We start from the raw sequence: 17,804 nt of genomic DNA on the forward strand, positions 1-17,804 counted from the left end.
AACCGTTTCTTTTGATTCAACACGCGAATGCGTTATGATGATATAAAGTCAATACCATACGCCTGCTGATATGCTTGCATCTGTTTAATATTTTCAGCCGAAAAGCGGCTGCTATTTGACATGAATTTGATCAAATCCTGCAGGGTTGTAACCGCATATACAGGGAAATGGCAGCGCTGCTTGAGTGCTTGTATTGCAGAGACTTTCTCACCTGGGGCAATTTCCTGCCTGTCTAAAGCAACCACCACACCTGCAATTGTTGCATTTGAAGATCCAATTAAATCAACTGCCTGCTTGATTGCAGTACCAGCTGTGATAACATCATCAACGATTAATACGCGCTTACCATCAATATCACTTCCAACGAGAACACCACCCTCACCATGATCTTTTGCCTCTTTACGATTATAACAAAAACCCACGTTCATGCCGTGCTTTTGATACAAAATTGAAGCGATCAGAGCTGCTAATGGAATACCTTTATATGCCGGGCCAAACAATACATCAAACTCAATTGCCTCATCAATGATTTTCTGCGCATAACAACTTGCTAACTCGTATAGCTTTTTACCATCATTAAAAAGCCCTGCATTAAAAAAATAAGGGCTAATTCGCCCAGATTTCAATGTATACTGACCAAACTTTAAGGCATCAGCCTCAATTGCAATATTAAAAAACTGGATAGACATTGTGCCGTATAACTTTTACTGCTTAAAACAATAGGCTTATCATAGCATAAAAGCAGTGAAGAAAAAATGCCCAAATCCTTTAATAATCTGATTTAGCTTAGCGTGTAGAAATGGCCATCGGCTATATACTTCACATCAATGCGAAACGCCTGTTTAAAAACATCAGATAACAACACCTCTTTTGCACAACCAGAAAGTACAAGCTTTCCCTTATTAATTAACAATAAATTATCGCTAAAGCGTGCTGCCACATTCATATCATGCACTGCAGAAATTACACCAATATTATAGTGATTAATAATTTGCTGAATAAACTTAAATGATTCAAACTGATAATACGCATCGAGGTTTGATACATGCTCATCTAATAATAGCCAACGCTCTATCTTTTGATCATCATCCGCAATCAATTGCAAGATAACACGCGCTAATTGCACACGCTGTTTTTGCCCATCTGAAAGTGTATGGTAAGGGCAGTCAATGTGTGATTGCAAGTGAAGGTTTTCAACCACATAATCAAAGACTTTCTGATATTGCAAACTTGTACAGCATTGTGCATAGCGTCCCATATCCATAATATCCCTCACCTGGTAAGGAAACATCACCGAGGTATGCTGAGATAATAACGCAACTCTTGTTGCACGCTTTTTTGCAGATATCGTGATCAGCGGCTCACTCCCCAACATAATATGCCCCTGGCAATCTCTTGGGGAATACTGCCCTGCAATTGCATTTAACAATGATGACTTCCCAGCCCCATTGACACCCAAAAGCATATAGCAAGTTTTAGGCGCAAAGCAAAAATTAATATTTTCAATCCTGCCTGTTAAGCTGAAATCTTGTAGCTCAAGCATAAATACCCACTTCCTGAAGCGATTACTTTAGACTCACTATAACAAAAATTATAAACATCAGGCTCATGTTTTTTAATACAACCCAATCTGCTTTTTGCACCTTGGCTTTAAAAATAAAAGGTAGCACGCGCATAAATTTTATCATTTAGATAGCTTGTTATCTCAAAAGCCTAACCGTTTACTAAGGAACAGGATTTATGTAAATTCCCGCCAAAGCTTTGACTTGCAGGATTGGCTGTATCGAGAGTATTTGACAATCAGCCAAACAAGAATTAATGCACAGTTTTTGATAAGTAATATGTAAATGCAGGCGCATATCTTGAATAAAAAACCAACCCCTGCTTTGATCAAAAAAATAAATAATGGTATATTTAAAAATATCTATATTTGAATATTTGCATATCTGATTATTTGAATATTTGAAAATACAGAAAACCAAAAATACATATATTTGAATATTATTTGACAACCACACTATTTATCGATAAAACTAGATATATCACTTCTTTATTGGGAATATATATTATGTCATTAATTAAAAACCTAGGATCCATGTATCAACATGAGCTCTATTTAAAGGCATTTAAAGCCCTCTCCAACCCGGATCGATTTAGTATTGTCCAATGGCTTTTAGAACCAAAAAAGAACTTTTTCTCTGAGAAGATTGATATTGATAAAGAAGGGGTAACGATTAATATGATTCGTCAAAAAATTGGCCTTTCACAATCGGTCACCTCGCAATATATCCAGCAACTTGAAGATGCAGGCATTGTTACATGTGAAAGAAAGGCCCAGTTTCGTATGTGCAAACTGAACCGTACCTATACAAAGCAGTTATTTGAATCACTGGCTGATCTCTTTTAACATCCCTTGAAAGTCCAATTGTCGTAAAGCCTCATAAGCAATAATTGCTGTTGCATTTGATAGATTCAAACTTCGACTTCCTGGATACATTGGAATTTTTATCTGTGTCTTTTGAAGCTGTTTTAATACGTCCTCAGGAAGCCCGCGACTTTCTGGACCGAATAATAAAATATCTCCAGGATCAAAGCTTACTTGGTGATAATATTTTTCAGCCTTTGTTGTACACGCCCAAATTCGTCTGTCTTTCTGGGTAGATAGAAAATGAGCAAAGTTATCATAACGATTCACCTGTGCAAATTCGTGATAATCAAGCCCTGCCCTTCTCAACCGCTTATCATCTAATGCAAAACCCAAAGGTTCAATCAAGTGCAAGGAAATGCCAGCATTAGCACATAAGCGTATAATATTACCCGTATTTGGTGGAATCTCTGGTTCATATAACGCGACATCAATCATTTTTTTAGGTTTATTTATTTTTTGCTTATATATGATGACAGCATTTTACGCTTTTTTAGTGAAATAAGAAGGCTTTTAGCATCACAAAGTGCTAAATAGCTGTTATAATCATAGCTGATTATATAATAACATTTTGATAAATTCTCGAGATATTTATGGCAAGCTATTTGGCAAAACGATTGGTGCTTTTTAAAAACAGATCGTTTGTTTTTACCTGTATTATGGATTTCTTCTCAGCAATGGCTGTTGGTATGACCTATATTTCTTTAAGCTGGCATTTATTAACGATTTATAACAGCGTTAATGCAATCATTATCTTTATGCTGACCTGGTGGGTAGCAGAGACAGTCTTATCACCACTTACAGGTTATTTTGCTGATCGATATCCAAGAAGGATGATTGTCTTAACAGCAAACGCGCTTCGCGTTGTTATTATTTTTATTTATTTATTTATTTGTCAGCTTTGACAACCTTATCAGTATTTACCTATTCACAAGTTTATGGGGACTGATTTTAGCCTTTTTTATGCCTGCCATGCTTATTTTTGCACGCGAGCTTTTCCAGGATGATCGCCATTTAATGTATGTTAACAGTACCATCGATGGTATATTTGAGATTGGTATGTCACTTGGTGGCTTGCTTATTTCTTTTATAACGATGCACAGTATCCTATACTTTTTATTGCTGTTTACGATGATTGCTTTTCTTGCCAGCAGCAAAATTTATCCCGCACGCATAGCAGAGAAAACGCACGATGGATTCATTAAAAACTGGCAGTCTATTTATCGATATCTTCAACATAAACGCTTTGTCGTATATTATTATTTTGCACAGATTATTTTCACTTGTCTGTTTATGGTTGTGCCCGCATTTCTTGCACCTTATGCTAAAAATGTACTTCATGCTACCGCGTTTGAGTTTGGGATTATTGAAACAAGTTTTTCAATTGGCTTTATTATCGGCACAATAATCATACCCTGGTTTGTTGATAAGCATAGCAGTGTTACCGTATTATCCTGGGTAGTCACCTTCTCAGCAATACTTTACCTGAACCTCTCGTTACTTCACAGTGTCTATTTTGCGATTGTATGCTATTTCTTTGTTGGATCATGCATTTCTTCTTGGGCAGTCATTGTCACTTTAGCACAAAAACACACCCCTTTACACCTTCAGGGAAAAGCACAAGGCCTTGCCTATGGTGCCTCAGGGTTGTTAGTTATGGGTATTTACAGCCTGTTTTTTATCTTTAACAAGATTCATCCTTTGCCAAGCAATCAATGGTTTTATTTTATGATTGTGCTTGCGCTTTTAATCTTAATCCCGCTTCATATAGGTAAGAAAAAGCAAAGACAACATGCCGATATCCAAAATAAATAATCATCCAGCTAATTATCACTTGTCTGCATACTGATAACACCATAAGATGTTGGCGCCCCCTTAATATCAATCGCATCATTCGTTGTATGCAAATAGCTAATGTAAGATGTATCATCATAACTTGTATAGACATTTGCGCTTGAGGTTAAATTATAAGTGGCAAATGTACTAAGATCACTTAATTGTATAAAATAGGCTTTTAGCGCATCGGTCACAACAATTATAAAGCCATTAAAGGGTAAAATCTTCTCAACATTTTCTAAAGCAAAGCTCACACTTCCTTGATACGTTAATGAAGGAGATGATAAATCATATGTATAAACACGAATTAGTGCGCCAAAAGGCAAAATTAAATAATCACTGTTACTATTTCGATAAATTAATTGCGGTGGATAGCTTAAAGCGCCATAGGCAGAAATCTCTCCCAAATTCGTATAGCTTTGCGCATGCCCATTACTCACTGAGGTATGAAAAACACTTTCCAAACTGTCACTGTCTGACATAAAAACCATTAATTTATTTACTGCCTGGTTTGCATTAACATCAATCGGCAAAATATAGACATTATCTACATCTGAAAAATCACCATAATTTACAGAGCCTGACATTGAAACACCCGCATTGGTCAATGTAAATCCCTTAATGTCGTTACTAGCAATATTCTTTACCAGCGTAAAACCATATATTTTATCGTAATCATTAATATATTTAATTGATAAAATTTTATCATCCGCACCAAATACATTCCCCCCCCCACTAGACGGTGATAAAATTTCATTCCAACTTAAGCTGCTAAAATTACTTGGCGTGGTTATCAATGTGTCCAAATCAATGCTTGTTTGATAAGCATAACTGTTTGTTTTATCATAAACGAGTATATAGAACTTCCAATCTCCACCTTTCACAAGCCATCCCTGCTCAAGCCTGTAATCATCCGGATCAAGATCGTTTTCCGGTAAATCAAGATAATAACTTGCTGGTGATATAGCAGGATATGGTGTGTAAATAAGCTGTTCGAGGGTATTATTTACGGTTAAAGTCCCTATAAATCCTGCATTAGTATAACTTAAACTACTGTTTAACTGCGCTGTTTTTAAATTCTCAACAATCACAGCAGGCACATTGATGTTCTGTGTTTCAATAGTGGGAATGCCAGAGAGCAAAACCTCTGATTCAACTGGACGACTGCTGCTTGGTATATTAACCAAGGCACTGTAATTGATACTATTATTTCCTTTGGTTGTGGTAATAAGCGCTTTATACTGCATTAAGGCAAAAGCATTATACAGATGATGGCTTAAAGGTTTTACGCTTTGTGCTTGATTATTAATACTAACGGTAATAGTGCCACTGTCTGCTGTATAGTTGTAATTTGAGTCAGCGGGCTCATTACTATAGACGCCTAATTTATTTACATCATCCTTTAGTGCCAAAAAGGATGCATTGCGCAAATCGTTATAACGATTAATTGCATTATTTTGCATAATGTTGATTTTAATAACATATAATAAAGAGCCTGACAAAATCGACACAGCGGCAACAATAATCAAGGCGATTAACAAAGCGCCACCTGATTGTTTTATTGCCAGTCTTCCACGTATTAACATGATGCATCATCTCTTGTTCTTATACTATATGAAAAGTTCACATCTTTATAAAAATGTATAGATTTATTGTTTTACCTAACCCACTATAAAGTATAGATACTCTATAGGCTTTTACCAGTTTCATCCCTGCTATCAAGCCTTGAAATAACCCCAAAGCCTTGCTATGTTTTAAACACAACACATACAAGGATAATCGTTATGAAAAAGTGGATATGGGCATCGCTAATCACAGCAGCCATCACAGGAAACCTGTATTCAAATCCTATGGCTTTAAATATTAATAAAGCACCAACGGTTATTATCAAACCTTATCCAATGCAATTAAATGCAGCAAGCTGGGTATTGATGGATTTTGAAACAGGTGATGTTATTGCACAACAGCATCCACATCAAAAACATGCACCGGCAAGCCTTGCTAAAATCATGACAGCTTATATTGCAGCGAATGAAATAAAAAATGGCACACTAAAACTGGATCAAAAAGTACGCATCAGCGAAAAAGCAGCACAAACACCTGGCTCTAAAATGTTTTTAAAAGAAGGTGATGATGTCACTATTGAGGACTTATTAAAAGGGATTATTGTACAATCAGGAAATGATGCTGCGGTTGCCTTGGCTGAGTTTATTGCAGGCTCCACACAGAACTTTGTTCACTTGATGAATCAAACCGCAAAGGCACTAAAAATGGATAATACACACTTTGCCAGCGTTGATGGTTTGCCAAGTGAAAACCAGTATACCAGTGCGTATGATATTGCCTTATTATCACGCGCCTTTATTGCACACTATCCTAAAATTTATATTCTCTATTCACAAGAGAAATTTACTTATAATGGCATTATCCAACATAATCGTAATCGCTTATTAAAAACCTATCCAGGCACCGATGGCATAAAAACAGGTTTTACCGATAATGCAGGCTATAATCTCGCGGCTTCTGCGCAAAAAGATGGCCAACGCTTTATCAGTGTTGTTTTAGGTGCACCAAGTGCACGCATGCGCGAAAATGAATCGGTGAAATTATTAAATTTTGGTTTTAGTAAATTCACCGATTACATCCTTTATAAAGAAAATGAAATTATTACGCTAAAAGACACCTTTATTCCCAATGCTGATAAAAAATCACGTCTTAGTGTCAAAGCCCATGGCATGATTATTAAAACAATTCCTAAAACTTTCGTTGAACATATTAAACGTAAAATCATTTTAACCCCGGGGCTTAAAGCACCAATTCAAAAAAATCAGCAAGTTGGTACACTTGTTTTTAGCGCCGGAGAGTACACCATTGCAGAAGTACCGGTATATGCACAAAATGAAATTGAAGAGATTGGTTTTTTCAGTAAATGGTTTGGATAGTAAATACAGTACAAAAAATCACTTGTCTTTACTGATTCCTCATTATTTTTATATTATACTCACCTCAAAACAGAAAAACGCTTAAGGTGAGCCCATATGGCTGAAAAAAAAGATGACAACATCCCAAATAAAGCACAACAGGAAAAGGAGACTTTTTTTGAGTTCCCTTGTCGATTTCCGATTAAGATTATGGCAAATCCGCAAAAAGAAGTCGCAGAATTTGTGCTTGATGTGCTTGAGAAACATGTTGACCGGCCACAGGATATTGAGTTTTCAACGCGTGAAAGCAAAAATGGAAAATACATTTCTATCACCGCCATTTTTGAGGCAACCAGTAAGCAACAGCTTGATGATATTTATCTCGCTTTAAGCGGGCATGATGAAATTCATATGGTTTTATAAATTAATATGAAATTTAATAAAAAACATTTAGGCTTATGTGACTATCTAGCTGTTTACGACCAAATGACTTCTTTTACTGAAAGTCGCGAATCAACAACAAATGATGAGATCTGGCTTGTAGAGCACCTGCCAGTTTTCACACAAGGAAGGCACGGCAAGCCTGAGCATTTAATCAACCCACATCATATCCCTGTTGTACAAAGTGATCGTGGTGGACAAATTACCTATCATGGGCCAGGCCAGGCAGTCATATATTTTCTTCTTGATATCAAACGATTGAAAATTGGCATAAAAACACTTGTCTGTCAAATTGAAAAATCTTGTATCGATCTATTACACCATTATAATATCCAAAGCCATACCATAGAAAATGCACCTGGTATCTATGTTGATAACGCAAAAATTGCCTCACTTGGTCTTCGTGTTAAAAATGGCAAAACCTATCATGGACTTGCGATTAATACCCATATGGATTTGACACCTTTTAGCTACATCAACCCTTGCGGCTATACGGGGTTAAAGATGACGCAAATAGAAGATTACAAAAAAAATATCACTGTTGAAAAGGTTTTTAGCGACTATTTAATTTGTTTTCAAGATCGATTACAAAACTTACCCATTTAAATTAAACGCGTAAGCCACCTTAAAGGTTTAAATTATTACAATTTATGCTTTTTTAAGCACCACAGACTATTTTTCTTAAAAAAATAATCGCTTATACTTGCTTTTTCAGCGCGTGTTAACTACCCTGCAAGTGGGTTTAATTACTTTTGCTATAAAAGTTAAATTAACTGTAAAAGGAGAGTTAATCATGATGAAGAAAATTATTGCAACCTCAATTGTTACTGCAACACTTGCAAGTGGGTCGGCCTTTGCCGCTGGCGCGCAAACTGGTGTGGTTATTGGTGGTGATATCGGCTATACTATGCCTTCAGGCTATTTAAAAGATATTGACCCCGATAGCACTGCTGATAACAAAAACGGGAATATTGCCGGCGGGATTTTTATCGGCTATGATATGGCATTAAGCCAGATGTTGAGTGTTGGTCTTGAGCTTGATGGTCAATATGCCTATAACTTAGCTAAAACAACTGATAGCGGTATAACTGTTAAAGTGAGTAACTTAAGCATTCCACTATTCTTAACTGGAAAATTTTATATCCCCAATACCGGTGGATTAAATCTTTTTGGAAAGGCCGGTTATGCATATAACCGCCTCAATGTTTCTGCTGACGCTGGATCAAATGCTTCTCTGAGCGATAATACTAACCTATGGCGCCCAGTTGTTGCCGGTGGTGTTGGTTATCAGCTGCAACAGTTTAATATTTTTGCCCAATATCAATATAATTGGCTGCCATATCAAGGTCAAAATGGTGGATATAGCACTTTATCATTGGGTCTGTCTTATACGATTCCTACAATGTAATCACCTTTCTACCCTACGATTAAAAGCCACTAAATTTTAGTGGCTTTTTTATATCTATTTTTCCCCATTACACCTAAATTCAAGCGCTTTCATATGATTCTTTCTTGATTTTACTTATCTTCTTTACTAGGCTCAGAACGTTGGTATTTTGCAAAAAAACGTGAAAGGAGACTTTAGATGAGAAAATTAATTGGACTTTGTATATTATCTTCAAGCATGATAACAGGTAGCGCATTTGCTGCTGGTGCGCAAACAAGTGTACTTTTTGGTGCGAATGCAGGTTATGGAGTTGCGACAAATGGCTGGTTGAAGGATGTCTCTCAATCAAGCACAGGGGATTCTGGGAATATTGCCGGTGGCATATTCACAGGCTATGATTTTGCTTTAAATCAAAATATAAGCTTTGGTGTTGAGCTTGATGGTCAGTATGCTTATAAAGTATTAAAGCAAAATGGTAATTCAATGAATATGTGGAGTATTCCACTCTTTGCTACTGCCAAGCTTTATATGCCAGATATTCTTGGTTTTATGCTGTTTGCCAAAGCTGGCTATGCTTATAATAAATTTACAGGCGATACAAGCTCTTTTGCATCATCAAATAATTTATGGCGCCCTGTCGCCGCAGCTGGATTTGGCTATCAGATTGCACAATTTAATATTTTTGCCCAATATCAACAAAACTGGTTGGCTTTAGATGGCCAAAATGGTGGTTTTGGCACTGTTTCAGCTGGCCTGTCTTATCGTTTACCTCTATAGCGTTTATCTCTTTAAATATATTAGACACGATTACCTCCATTATTACCTTGCCAGTATTTATGATAATTGTTGGAGTGTAGACACCCTATTAATGTGTTTTAACTAACGAAACACCATTTTTTCGATTAAAAATTAATACTAAAGCAATATCTCTTATTAAAATCAAAATGATGAAAAATCTATCCCTATAGCAAAATTTCTTCGCTTTTAAACAAAAACACATCCATGGTTGGACTATTTGATGATGTTTATTCGGACATATTGATGAAATTTTTTTTTCAAGCGAGAATGTCGCCATGTTAACAATTTTTTGTTTAGGCAATAAAATTAATATGGATGCAATGAGCCGGATTATAGACACACTAAAAATTTTAGGTGATGGGCAATATAGCGTATTCTCATTTGTCCAGATGATTGCTGTACTTAGTGGATTTATTATTTTGTTTATTGCCTGTATACGTTTAACAAAACATGGCAAAGCGCAAAAAATGTTTCGCTATTATGCGCCATCAACGACGTTTTTTATGTTTTTTACAGGTGTGATGCTGATCTCTATCAGTGGATTCACACAGATGTTAACATCAACTTTCTTTCCAGATGCAAACATGACGGATATTAATCAGATCTCAAGCTATCTGCAACATTTGCAACCAGATTCAACTGATATTGAGACAGCACAAAAATATCTTGTCTATGCGCTTGTTAACATTATTGGTTTTATCTCTTTAATAAGGGGGACTTTTTTGTTAATCAACATATCAGAAGGTAAAGCACAAGGCGGGCTATCACAAGTAATCTCACATTTAATTGCCGGTGTTATTGGCATGAATGCACAATTCTTTCTCACCTTGGCAGGTGGCATGTATTCAATGTGGGTATAAACATAAAAATAACCAATTTAAACCAAAACCAAAAGAGGAGTAAACACATGAAGATAAAAAATATTAATTACAAGAAAATGCTTGCTGGATTAGCACTTTTTGGGATCTCGATCTCATTAAGCTATGCAGGTGACAGTGGTGGCGCTACAAGCCTTGTGCACAATTTTAAAGACTGGGCGCAAGGTATTATGAGCTTTATTTCACAAATTGAATACTTCATTCAAATTATTGCAACACTTGTTGGTATGTGGTTTGTATTTAGTGCGCTTCAATTATTTAGAAAACATCATACAACACAAGGTGCTCAGGGTGAACACGTTAAGCATGGATCTGGCCATCTATTATTAGGTGTATTTTTAATTTGTCTTGTTCCTGGAATCCAGATGATGCAGGCAACGTTCTCAAAGCATATGGGTATAGATGGTTCAAGTCCAACTTTCAAGATAGATAGTAATTCATTAACACCAGATAGCTAATAAATACACTGATGAAAATTAAATCCATTCTACTTAGCATATGCACAACTACTTTTATCTGTAGTTGTACGCATACCCCAATGAAGCTTAATAATAACATACCAGATGATGCTTATATCAACCGTGTTATGCTTGATGAAATCAAGGCTTCAACTGCGCAAATTCAACATTCATTAACAACATTGGATAATGCGACTACATCACGTTTTGGTCATAAATCGTTACCATTTACAAATATTAATGACCCAAGGCTTAATAAGGTATTATCCATTAGCTGGTATGGCCCTGTTGACCAAGTCTTAGAGAAAATTGCTCAGGCTGTAGGTTATAAAGTTCAGTATTTTGGCCAAACACCATCATTTCCAGTCATTGTTATTATTGGAAAGCTTAATGCGCCTGAGCAAAGAACAGCACTTGCGCTTTTACAAGATATTACCGTACAAGCACAGCGCCAAGCTAATATTTCCATTAATGAAGAAGCTCGTGTAATCTCTGTAAGGTATATTTAACATGATGGCAATTGATCTTGCAACATTTGAAAATTTAAATAGCCAAAATGCGGTTGTTGCACATGATTCAAGTTATCTTAACTTACGTCAGAAAGCATTAACTGAGGCAGCTATGGAGCTTGGTGTGCAAGGTGGGTTATATAGTGTTTCATCTAAAATTAATGAAAAACTAAACGAATGGGCACCAATGCTTTACCAGCTTTATAACTTTAATGCCCTACTCTTGCCTGATAATGTACTTCCACCTGTTATAGAAACCGGATATAACACATCTTATATCGATAACTCACAAAGGCAAATCAATTTAAGCGGACAGGTTTATCATATTGTCAAGCAAGCGCATTTTGTTTCCAACGTCCCTACTTGGCGGGATTACCTTTTGATGAATTATAAAAAACCAGAAATGCCTGATAAATCTGTACTTCCTGAGAATACAGATGAGCAAAAATTATGGGCTAAAACAATAAGATCATCATGGGCGCAAGGAATTAAGCAAGGCGTTGAGATATTCAAGCAAAATATCCGCACGCTTAATAGAGACTTTAATGGGATGGTGCTTTATTACGCATTAATCAATCGAAACATGATCACATCCCCTTATGTTTCTAAGCACAATAAGCCACTAGCAATATCTCAAGATAGTATGGCCATTGGTAATAGAAACTGGCAATTAAAACTCATACCGCAGTTTCAAAGTGATAGCTCACGTTGGCAACCTATTGTAAGTGAAAAAGATCAAGAAGGATGACAATAATGGCATTGCCAAAAGTTTTTTCACATGAGCCACCCTATTTTGTTCAAAGCCATTTTATTGCACTTTTAAGGTTTGCTCATGTTCATCATTGCTCTGATCTGACTTTTCAACCGCATTGCCCAGTTATGGCGTTTCAATACGGAAGTCAATACCCGTTGACACAGCGCTTACTGCTTAGAAATGAAGTCGAAGATTTTCTTAATTTTATTTATGGCAGTAATGCTGTTGCAAAAGTGCTAAGCGGCACTGATTTAGATTTTAGTTATAGCCATAATGATGACAATAACAACATCATGCGTTTTAGGGTAAATGCGACACTTGGATTTCACCAGGATCATCTTATTCTTCAAATCTCTTTAAGGGTTATGCCAGAAACAATTCCATTACTAGACTCACTTGATATTCCTGATGATATTATACCACTATCTCAGATTAAAGATGGCATTGTTATGGTCTGTGGCGCTACAGGTTCTGGGAAATCAACGCTACTTGCATCAATGATGTTAGAACGTGCATCGTCAAGTCATCAAGGGGAAAAAATAATTACGTATGAGTCACCAATTGAATACCTGTTACCTGCCTACATTAACCAATCAAATATCATTCAAACCGAGCTTCCTCGTTGTCTTTCGAACTATGCTTATGCTGTTAGAAATGCATTAAGAAGAACACCTACTGCAATTATGCTAGGTGAGGCACGTGATAGTGAGACTATTTCTGCGGTTATTGAGGCATCTTTGACAGGACACGCTATTTACACGACCATGCATAGTCAATCTGTTTTAGAAACGGTCAATCGTCTTTTGATGATGTTTAATACTTATGAAAAAGCAAGGATTCAGTATGATTTTTTTATGAGTATTCGTGCGATTATCTGGCAAAAGCTTTTACCTTCAGCTGAAGGCAAACGTACTGCATTAAGAGAATATCTTATATTTGATCAACCGCTTAAGCAGGCACTAGTCGAGAAAAATGCAAACGTTGCCGCTTTACTTAATCAAGCATTGCATCAAAAAGGGACAACACGTTTGCAACATTTAGAAACACTATATCAAAAAAATATTATTAGCGAAAATACCTATAGGGAACATCATCATGAATAATGCAGCAACTCATTGGCGTGACTCTGGCAGGCGAGCTAAATTCTTCATTATTGAGGCACAAGTATTTTTCCCCATCGTATTATGTCTTTTTCATTTTCGTATTTGGACATTAAGCTTAAGCATTTGTACCGCAGTACTACTTCTTATTCTTAGCTATTACAAGGTTACCTTATGGATTTTCTTATTGAATTTAAGAGAATGGGTTTTTGGTCGTGAAAAACTAGTTGATAATGTGGACGATAATGAGTACTAAAGGTTTGCGAGGGCTTTCAAAAAAGCAAGAAGCAAGGCCAAATGACAGTATCCGTGATGCACGCGGATATCTCTTTATTCTCTATGATTTTGTAAGCTCTCGCATTGGCAGCATTTTTTGTATTTTATTTTTACTTGTTTGTGTAAGCTTTATGCCTTTGGTTAGCGATCTGCTTTTCTTAATTATTCTAATCATTTTTTGGAATGCTTATTGGCAAATCCCAGCCCTACCTGTTCGCATGCCCTTAGGCACAAAATATCCTGACCTATCTGATAGCACCTTACGAACAAAACGTATTTCAAAGCCTTCTGGAATCTATTTTTTTGGTAACGAAATGCAATCCAATCATGAGCTTTGGTTTGCCGATACCGATATGCGAACCCATGCATTAATCTTGGGTTCAACAGGCTCTGGGAAAACACAAACACTATTATCAATCGCCTATAATTCACTAGCCCAAGGCTCTGGTTTTATTTATGTTGATGGTAAAGGTGACAACTCTTTGTATGCACAAGTTTATTCGATGGCCGAATCAATGGGCAGACAAGATGATGTACTTGTTATTAACTATATGACAGGGGCAGAAGATATTATCGGGCCACAAGCTGAAAAAATCTCTAACACATTAAACCCATTTGCTATCGGCTCATCAAGCATGTTAGCCCAGCTTATTATTAGCATGATGGAATCTTCAAGTAACTCAGGTGGTAATGGAGATATGTGGAAAGGACGCGCAATATCTTTTGTAGAAGCATTAATGCGTGTATTGGTCTATTTAAGAGATCAAAGATACCTTTTATTAGAGGCAAACATTATCCGAAAATATTTTGTTCTTGATGTTATTGAAGCACTTTTGGCAAATAATGAGATCTTAAGCAATAACGACAAAAAAATCATATTGGGAAAAAGCTTACCTCATGATGTCGTTGAACCTATGAAAAACTATTTGGCAACTTTGCCTGGCTATCAGTTAAAAAATGTGGGTAAACAATCAGATAAAACCTATGAACAGCATGGTTATATCACGATGCAGTTAACACGTATTTTCGGCTCATTGGCCGATGTGTATTCACACATTATGCGAACAAATCTGGCTGATGTTGATTTTAAAGATGTTATTTTGAACCGTCGCATACTCGTTGTTCTTCTACCAGCATTAGAAAAATCTCCTGATGAGCTTTCAAACCTGGGGAAATTAATTATTGCCTCATTAAAAGCAATGTTAGCTGCTGGCCTTGGAAGCAAAATTCAAGGTGATTACAAACAGGTAATTGAATCAAAACCTTCTAATTCTGACACCCCATTTTTATGCATTTTAGATGAATATGGTTACTATGCTGTTGAAGGTTTTGCTGTTGTCCCAGCACAAGCTAGATCTTTAGGATTCTCAGTTGTATTTGCCGGACAAGATATTCCTGCCTTTCAAAAAGCGTCAAAAGAAGAAGCCGCTTCTATCTTTGCCAATACAAACATTAAACTCTGCATGAAACTTGAGGACCCAACAGAGACTTGGGATTTCTTTAATAAAACAGCAGGTGAAGCCTATGTGACGACTGTTAGAAGTTATAACATGGGGCAAGATGGAACAAGTATGGGCTACAAAGATGCTAAAGAAGCCGGCGTTGAGAAAAGAAATCGTATCGATTTAATGGATTTAAAAGACCAGTTACCAGGTGAAGCGCATGTATTTTTTAAATCCAGCATTATCCGCATGAAGTCTTTTTATGCAGCACCTGCTAAGACAAAATCAATAGGTCTAAACGAGTTTATACGCATTGAACCATTGAGCATAGACTATGTAAAAAGTGTAAAGTTTGCAAATAAAGTAATCCAAATTGATGCGTATGATGATATTAAACCAGCTTTCGAATCACCACTGCTACAAATCTATCTTCTAAATAAATCAAATACCATTTCAAGCAATCTATTAGATGAAAGAAAAGAAAGCACAGTGATTAAAAGAGCAATTAAGGCAGATAAAAAGCCAAAAGCACCACTTAAAACCGCACATAATGACACTTCAACAAATACAAAACAAGGGCTTTTATTTACTGAAATAAAGGCAAGTGATAAAAAACAAAGTGTTTTTTGCATGCAATCAAATCCTTTATCAGGCGCGTTGATTAACACCTCTACTTTATCAAATTTATTAAAACGATTTAACACCCTAAAAGGTATCGATCTTAAAAGCAATCAAAAGCAGACTCAAGGAATGCTCGATAAACTTGCAGAGTTATCTGATCATTACTTCACCCCTGAAAAGGCACAAAAGTTACCGCAACTTTTTAATGATATAAAAAGGATACCAGATGAAACTTAAGCTTGAACATCTACTTGCACAATTGGCAAAAGATAAAAATATTAGCTTTATTGAAAACAATAAAGCCTTGTCGTTTCCGATGGTTAAATCAAAAGAAAAAGTAATAAATATACTGATCAATAAGGCAGGTAAGCCTTATCAATATCTTTTTGGAAAACCACTCCAGCTAGTAGATAGTGAAGATATCGATCCAATTACTCTATTATTCTTATTTGATGCATTAATTGCATTAAGTAAGGCAGGAAATTTTCACATCGAATAAAACAATCTCAAGAGATCATCATGGCAAATACAACAGATCAAAATGATACAGGAATGGCACCAGCCTACATAGCAGCAGGTATTATATTATTGCTGCTTGGTATATATTGGTTATTTCATGATTATATTGTTTATAGCATTTTCTTAATCAGGCGTTTTGAACTTGCCATCATTAGTTTATGGGATCCTAGATACAATATGTTACTCAACTGGTGTAATCATGTCATTGAAAAAGTGGTAACACTTAAGCAGTTAAAGTATTTATCTTATAATATCACCAGCGCTTTGTTATGGTATTACTGGGGAGTTGGTAGTATCCTTGTTTGCTTTTTATGGTTTTTACACCCTAACCAGAAATTTCGTAGAACATTTAATATGGACCTACTGGCATCCACACTTAAAAAACATTTTAAGAAAGTATATCTCCCGCAAAATAACCCAATACAAAAAGACCAATATACACAGTCTTTATCTCCTATTAGGTTTCTAAAAAAACACCGGTTAATTAGTAATGTCACCAATCTGGGTGAACAAACTGAAAAGCTCAACACCCATGCACTTCATGATATTCTGGTAAAACAATTAGGGCCAAAATGGTCTAACAAAGAAAACATCAGTGAAGAAACATACGGACTTTTTGCTGCTTTTATTGCCTTTATTGCTGATAAACGACAATTAGGTGAAAAAATACTCGCTACTTTAAACCAAAAATATGGTAAACAAAATAACGCCTTAAGTGGCTTTTCTATCAATCGAGTATTATCAAAGCTTATCGATGAGAGTATTTCTAGCTGTATTGAAAATGCCAAAGTATCCAAAGCTATCAATCAACATTATTATGCTTATACGCTGTTATGTGAGTTATTATATGTAGCAAGAACAGGCGGTATTATATCATCAACCAGTTTTTTGTGGCTTAAGGGAATTAACCGAAGCCTTTGGTATGGGCTAAATAATCTTGGCAGGCAAACCTTTTTTACCGAAGGGGCTATGATTAATACACACTGGCATATAGAGCATATGCTCCAGCAGAAAATGAAAAATCCAATGACCGAATCTGTCATTGATGCACTACAAAAAGAATATAACGTGCAAAAAAGTCTGCATGATTCATCAAAATGATGAAAAGCATCATACTTTATTGAGTTGTAATATATTATATGCAAAAATGTTTGGTAAGTCGGCACCCTTGCCACTTCCTTGGTTATTTAAATGCTGATATATGTTATAATAACGAGATTTTGCAAATAGATAAGGGGGATTATAAACCATGAATAAAAGAGAGACAACCTACGTGAATATTATTGAAGAACAGCTTGCTGAAAAAAAAATTGCAGAAATGTTTGTTGACACTCCCGACTTTGACACTTTTGAATGTGAAAGCCTTATTTTATAAGGATTCCTTCAAAACCCAGGGCACTACATTGAGTTATCCACAATAACAAAAGGTGTGCTTGCTA

At 36.0% G+C, this 17,804-nt stretch carries 22 protein-coding genes; 18 read left to right on the forward strand and 4 right to left on the reverse strand.

The genetic code is table 11. The features are described 5' to 3' along the window. Positions 1-32: 32 nt before the first annotated feature. Positions 33-689 (reverse strand): orotate phosphoribosyltransferase, encoded by a 657-nt coding sequence (gene pyrE / locus DNK84_RS12515; protein WP_119344821.1) that lies wholly within the window; start codon positions 687-689, stop codon positions 33-35. Positions 690-781: 92 nt separating this feature from the next. Continuing rightward, positions 782-1,543 carry an ABC transporter ATP-binding protein gene (locus DNK84_RS12520; protein WP_119344822.1) on the reverse strand — a complete coding sequence of 254 codons (762 nt, stop codon included), beginning with the start codon at positions 1,541-1,543 and terminating at the stop codon, positions 782-784. Between the two features lie 525 nt (positions 1,544-2,068). On the opposite strand from DNK84_RS12520, the gene DNK84_RS12525 reads away from it, so the two are divergent. Further along, complete coding sequence (locus tag DNK84_RS12525; protein ID WP_119344823.1) at positions 2,069-2,407, forward strand: ArsR/SmtB family transcription factor; 339 nt, start codon at positions 2,069-2,071, stop codon at positions 2,405-2,407. Here DNK84_RS12525 and trmL read toward each other — a convergent pair. After that, positions 2,387-2,863 (reverse strand): tRNA (uridine(34)/cytosine(34)/5-carboxymethylaminomethyluridine(34)-2'-O)-methyltransferase TrmL, encoded by a 477-nt coding sequence (trmL, locus tag DNK84_RS12530; protein ID WP_119344824.1) that lies wholly within the window; start codon positions 2,861-2,863, stop codon positions 2,387-2,389. The genes DNK84_RS12525 and trmL overlap by 21 nt on opposite strands. Before the next feature lie 155 nt (positions 2,864-3,018). Here trmL and DNK84_RS12535 point away from each other — a divergent pair, with 155 nt between their 5' ends. Beyond that, positions 3,019-3,330: a hypothetical protein gene (locus DNK84_RS12535; RefSeq protein WP_119344825.1), complete on the forward strand. Its 312-nt coding sequence runs from the start codon at positions 3,019-3,021 to the stop codon at positions 3,328-3,330. After that, positions 3,290-4,240 carry an MFS transporter gene (locus tag DNK84_RS12540; RefSeq protein WP_119344826.1) on the forward strand — a complete coding sequence of 317 codons (951 nt, stop codon included), beginning with the start codon at positions 3,290-3,292 and terminating at the stop codon, positions 4,238-4,240. Before DNK84_RS12535 ends, DNK84_RS12540 begins: the two co-directional genes overlap by 41 nt. An 8-nt stretch (positions 4,241-4,248) precedes the next feature. Here DNK84_RS12540 and DNK84_RS12545 read toward each other — a convergent pair whose 3' ends face one another. Next, complete coding sequence (locus DNK84_RS12545) at positions 4,249-5,847, reverse strand: hypothetical protein (RefSeq protein WP_119344827.1); 1,599 nt, start codon at positions 5,845-5,847, stop codon at positions 4,249-4,251. Between the two features lie 198 nt (positions 5,848-6,045). Here DNK84_RS12545 and DNK84_RS12550 point away from each other — a divergent pair, with 198 nt between their 5' ends. From DNK84_RS12550 to DNK84_RS14930, 15 genes are all read left to right on the forward strand, one after another. Further along, entirely contained in the window at positions 6,046-7,203 is a 1,158-nt protein-coding gene (locus tag DNK84_RS12550) for a D-alanyl-D-alanine carboxypeptidase family protein (protein WP_119344828.1), read from the forward strand. Between the two features lie 96 nt (positions 7,204-7,299). Next, complete coding sequence (locus DNK84_RS12555; RefSeq protein ID WP_119344829.1) at positions 7,300-7,605, forward strand: HP0495 family protein; 306 nt, start codon at positions 7,300-7,302, stop codon at positions 7,603-7,605. Positions 7,606-7,611: 6 nt separating this feature from the next. After that, positions 7,612-8,229, forward strand: coding sequence for a lipoyl(octanoyl) transferase LipB (gene lipB / locus DNK84_RS12560; protein ID WP_119344830.1), 618 nt, complete (start codon positions 7,612-7,614; stop codon positions 8,227-8,229). Positions 8,230-8,416: 187 nt separating this feature from the next. Continuing rightward, on the forward strand, positions 8,417-9,031 hold the full coding sequence (locus DNK84_RS12565) for an outer membrane protein (RefSeq protein ID WP_235826905.1): 615 nt from the start codon (positions 8,417-8,419) through the stop codon (positions 9,029-9,031). Between the two features lie 177 nt (positions 9,032-9,208). Further along, entirely contained in the window at positions 9,209-9,787 is a 579-nt protein-coding gene (locus tag DNK84_RS12570) for an outer membrane beta-barrel protein (protein WP_119344831.1), read from the forward strand. A 296-nt stretch (positions 9,788-10,083) separates the two neighbouring features. Further along, positions 10,084-10,668, forward strand: a complete 585-nt coding sequence (locus tag DNK84_RS12575; protein ID WP_235826906.1) for a hypothetical protein — start codon at positions 10,084-10,086, stop codon at positions 10,666-10,668. Between the two features lie 47 nt (positions 10,669-10,715). After that, positions 10,716-11,144: a hypothetical protein gene (locus tag DNK84_RS12580; protein ID WP_119344832.1), complete on the forward strand. Its 429-nt coding sequence runs from the start codon at positions 10,716-10,718 to the stop codon at positions 11,142-11,144. 80 nt (positions 11,145-11,224) lie between these two features. Then, positions 11,225-11,653, forward strand: a complete 429-nt coding sequence (locus tag DNK84_RS12585; protein WP_162902450.1) for a DotD/TraH family lipoprotein — start codon at positions 11,225-11,227, stop codon at positions 11,651-11,653. 1 nt (position 11,654) lies between these two features. Further along, on the forward strand, positions 11,655-12,401 hold the full coding sequence (locus DNK84_RS12590; protein WP_119344834.1) for a type IV secretory system conjugative DNA transfer family protein: 747 nt from the start codon (positions 11,655-11,657) through the stop codon (positions 12,399-12,401). Between the two features lie 5 nt (positions 12,402-12,406). Then, positions 12,407-13,510, forward strand: a complete 1,104-nt coding sequence (locus DNK84_RS12595) for a type IV pilus twitching motility protein PilT (RefSeq protein WP_162902451.1) — start codon at positions 12,407-12,409, stop codon at positions 13,508-13,510. Then, a complete protein-coding gene (gene icmT, locus DNK84_RS12600) occupies positions 13,503-13,763 on the forward strand; it encodes an IcmT/TraK family protein (protein ID WP_119344836.1) in 261 nt (86 codons plus the stop codon). The genes DNK84_RS12595 and icmT overlap by 8 nt, the downstream gene beginning before the upstream one ends. After that, a complete protein-coding gene (locus DNK84_RS12605; RefSeq protein ID WP_119344837.1) occupies positions 13,753-16,083 on the forward strand; it encodes a type IV secretory system conjugative DNA transfer family protein in 2,331 nt (776 codons plus the stop codon). Before icmT ends, DNK84_RS12605 begins: the two co-directional genes overlap by 11 nt. After that, positions 16,073-16,345, forward strand: a complete 273-nt coding sequence (locus DNK84_RS12610) for a hypothetical protein (protein WP_119344838.1) — start codon at positions 16,073-16,075, stop codon at positions 16,343-16,345. The genes DNK84_RS12605 and DNK84_RS12610 overlap by 11 nt, the downstream gene beginning before the upstream one ends. Before the next feature lie 20 nt (positions 16,346-16,365). After that, positions 16,366-17,466 (forward strand): secretion/conjugation apparatus DotM-related subunit, encoded by a 1,101-nt coding sequence (locus DNK84_RS12615; RefSeq protein ID WP_119344839.1) that lies wholly within the window; start codon positions 16,366-16,368, stop codon positions 17,464-17,466. A 148-nt stretch (positions 17,467-17,614) separates the two neighbouring features. Then, positions 17,615-17,740 carry a hypothetical protein gene (locus DNK84_RS14930; protein WP_268876908.1) on the forward strand — a complete coding sequence of 42 codons (126 nt, stop codon included), beginning with the start codon at positions 17,615-17,617 and terminating at the stop codon, positions 17,738-17,740. Positions 17,741-17,804 lie beyond the last annotated feature (64 nt).

The organism is Facilibium subflavum, assembly GCF_003574485.1.
GTDB lineage: Bacteria > Pseudomonadota > Gammaproteobacteria > Francisellales > Francisellaceae > Facilibium > Facilibium subflavum.

What these genes read in the sequence shown, in the direction of transcription:
- pyrE (WP_119344821.1), bottom strand. Translation starts at nt 689, where the DNA reads ATGTCTATCCAGTTTTTTAATATTGCAATTGAGGCTGATGCCTTAAAG.
- DNK84_RS12520 (WP_119344822.1), bottom strand. Translation starts at nt 1,543, where the DNA reads ATGCTTGAGCTACAAGATTTCAGCTTAACAGGCAGGATTGAAAATATT.
- DNK84_RS12525 (WP_119344823.1), top strand. Translation starts at nt 2,069, where the DNA reads ATGTCATTAATTAAAAACCTAGGATCCATGTATCAACATGAGCTCTAT.
- trmL (WP_119344824.1), bottom strand. Translation starts at nt 2,863, where the DNA reads ATGATTGATGTCGCGTTATATGAACCAGAGATTCCACCAAATACGGGT.
- DNK84_RS12535 (WP_119344825.1), top strand. Translation starts at nt 3,019, where the DNA reads ATGGCAAGCTATTTGGCAAAACGATTGGTGCTTTTTAAAAACAGATCG.
- DNK84_RS12545 (WP_119344827.1), bottom strand. Translation starts at nt 5,847, where the DNA reads ATGTTAATACGTGGAAGACTGGCAATAAAACAATCAGGTGGCGCTTTG.
- DNK84_RS12550 (WP_119344828.1), top strand. Translation starts at nt 6,046, where the DNA reads ATGAAAAAGTGGATATGGGCATCGCTAATCACAGCAGCCATCACAGGA.
- DNK84_RS12555 (WP_119344829.1), top strand. Translation starts at nt 7,300, where the DNA reads ATGGCTGAAAAAAAAGATGACAACATCCCAAATAAAGCACAACAGGAA.
- lipB (WP_119344830.1), top strand. Translation starts at nt 7,612, where the DNA reads ATGAAATTTAATAAAAAACATTTAGGCTTATGTGACTATCTAGCTGTT.
- DNK84_RS12565 (WP_235826905.1), top strand. Translation starts at nt 8,417, where the DNA reads ATGATGAAGAAAATTATTGCAACCTCAATTGTTACTGCAACACTTGCA.
- DNK84_RS12570 (WP_119344831.1), top strand. Translation starts at nt 9,209, where the DNA reads ATGAGAAAATTAATTGGACTTTGTATATTATCTTCAAGCATGATAACA.
- DNK84_RS12575 (WP_235826906.1), top strand. Translation starts at nt 10,084, where the DNA reads ATGTTAACAATTTTTTGTTTAGGCAATAAAATTAATATGGATGCAATG.
- DNK84_RS12580 (WP_119344832.1), top strand. Translation starts at nt 10,716, where the DNA reads ATGAAGATAAAAAATATTAATTACAAGAAAATGCTTGCTGGATTAGCA.
- DNK84_RS12585 (WP_162902450.1), top strand. Translation starts at nt 11,225, where the DNA reads ATGAAGCTTAATAATAACATACCAGATGATGCTTATATCAACCGTGTT.
- DNK84_RS12590 (WP_119344834.1), top strand. Translation starts at nt 11,655, where the DNA reads ATGATGGCAATTGATCTTGCAACATTTGAAAATTTAAATAGCCAAAAT.
- DNK84_RS12595 (WP_162902451.1), top strand. Translation starts at nt 12,407, where the DNA reads ATGGCATTGCCAAAAGTTTTTTCACATGAGCCACCCTATTTTGTTCAA.
- icmT (WP_119344836.1), top strand. Translation starts at nt 13,503, where the DNA reads ATGAATAATGCAGCAACTCATTGGCGTGACTCTGGCAGGCGAGCTAAA.
- DNK84_RS12605 (WP_119344837.1), top strand. Translation starts at nt 13,753, where the DNA reads ATGAGTACTAAAGGTTTGCGAGGGCTTTCAAAAAAGCAAGAAGCAAGG.
- DNK84_RS12610 (WP_119344838.1), top strand. Translation starts at nt 16,073, where the DNA reads ATGAAACTTAAGCTTGAACATCTACTTGCACAATTGGCAAAAGATAAA.
- DNK84_RS12615 (WP_119344839.1), top strand. Translation starts at nt 16,366, where the DNA reads ATGGCAAATACAACAGATCAAAATGATACAGGAATGGCACCAGCCTAC.
- DNK84_RS14930 (WP_268876908.1), top strand. Translation starts at nt 17,615, where the DNA reads ATGAATAAAAGAGAGACAACCTACGTGAATATTATTGAAGAACAGCTT.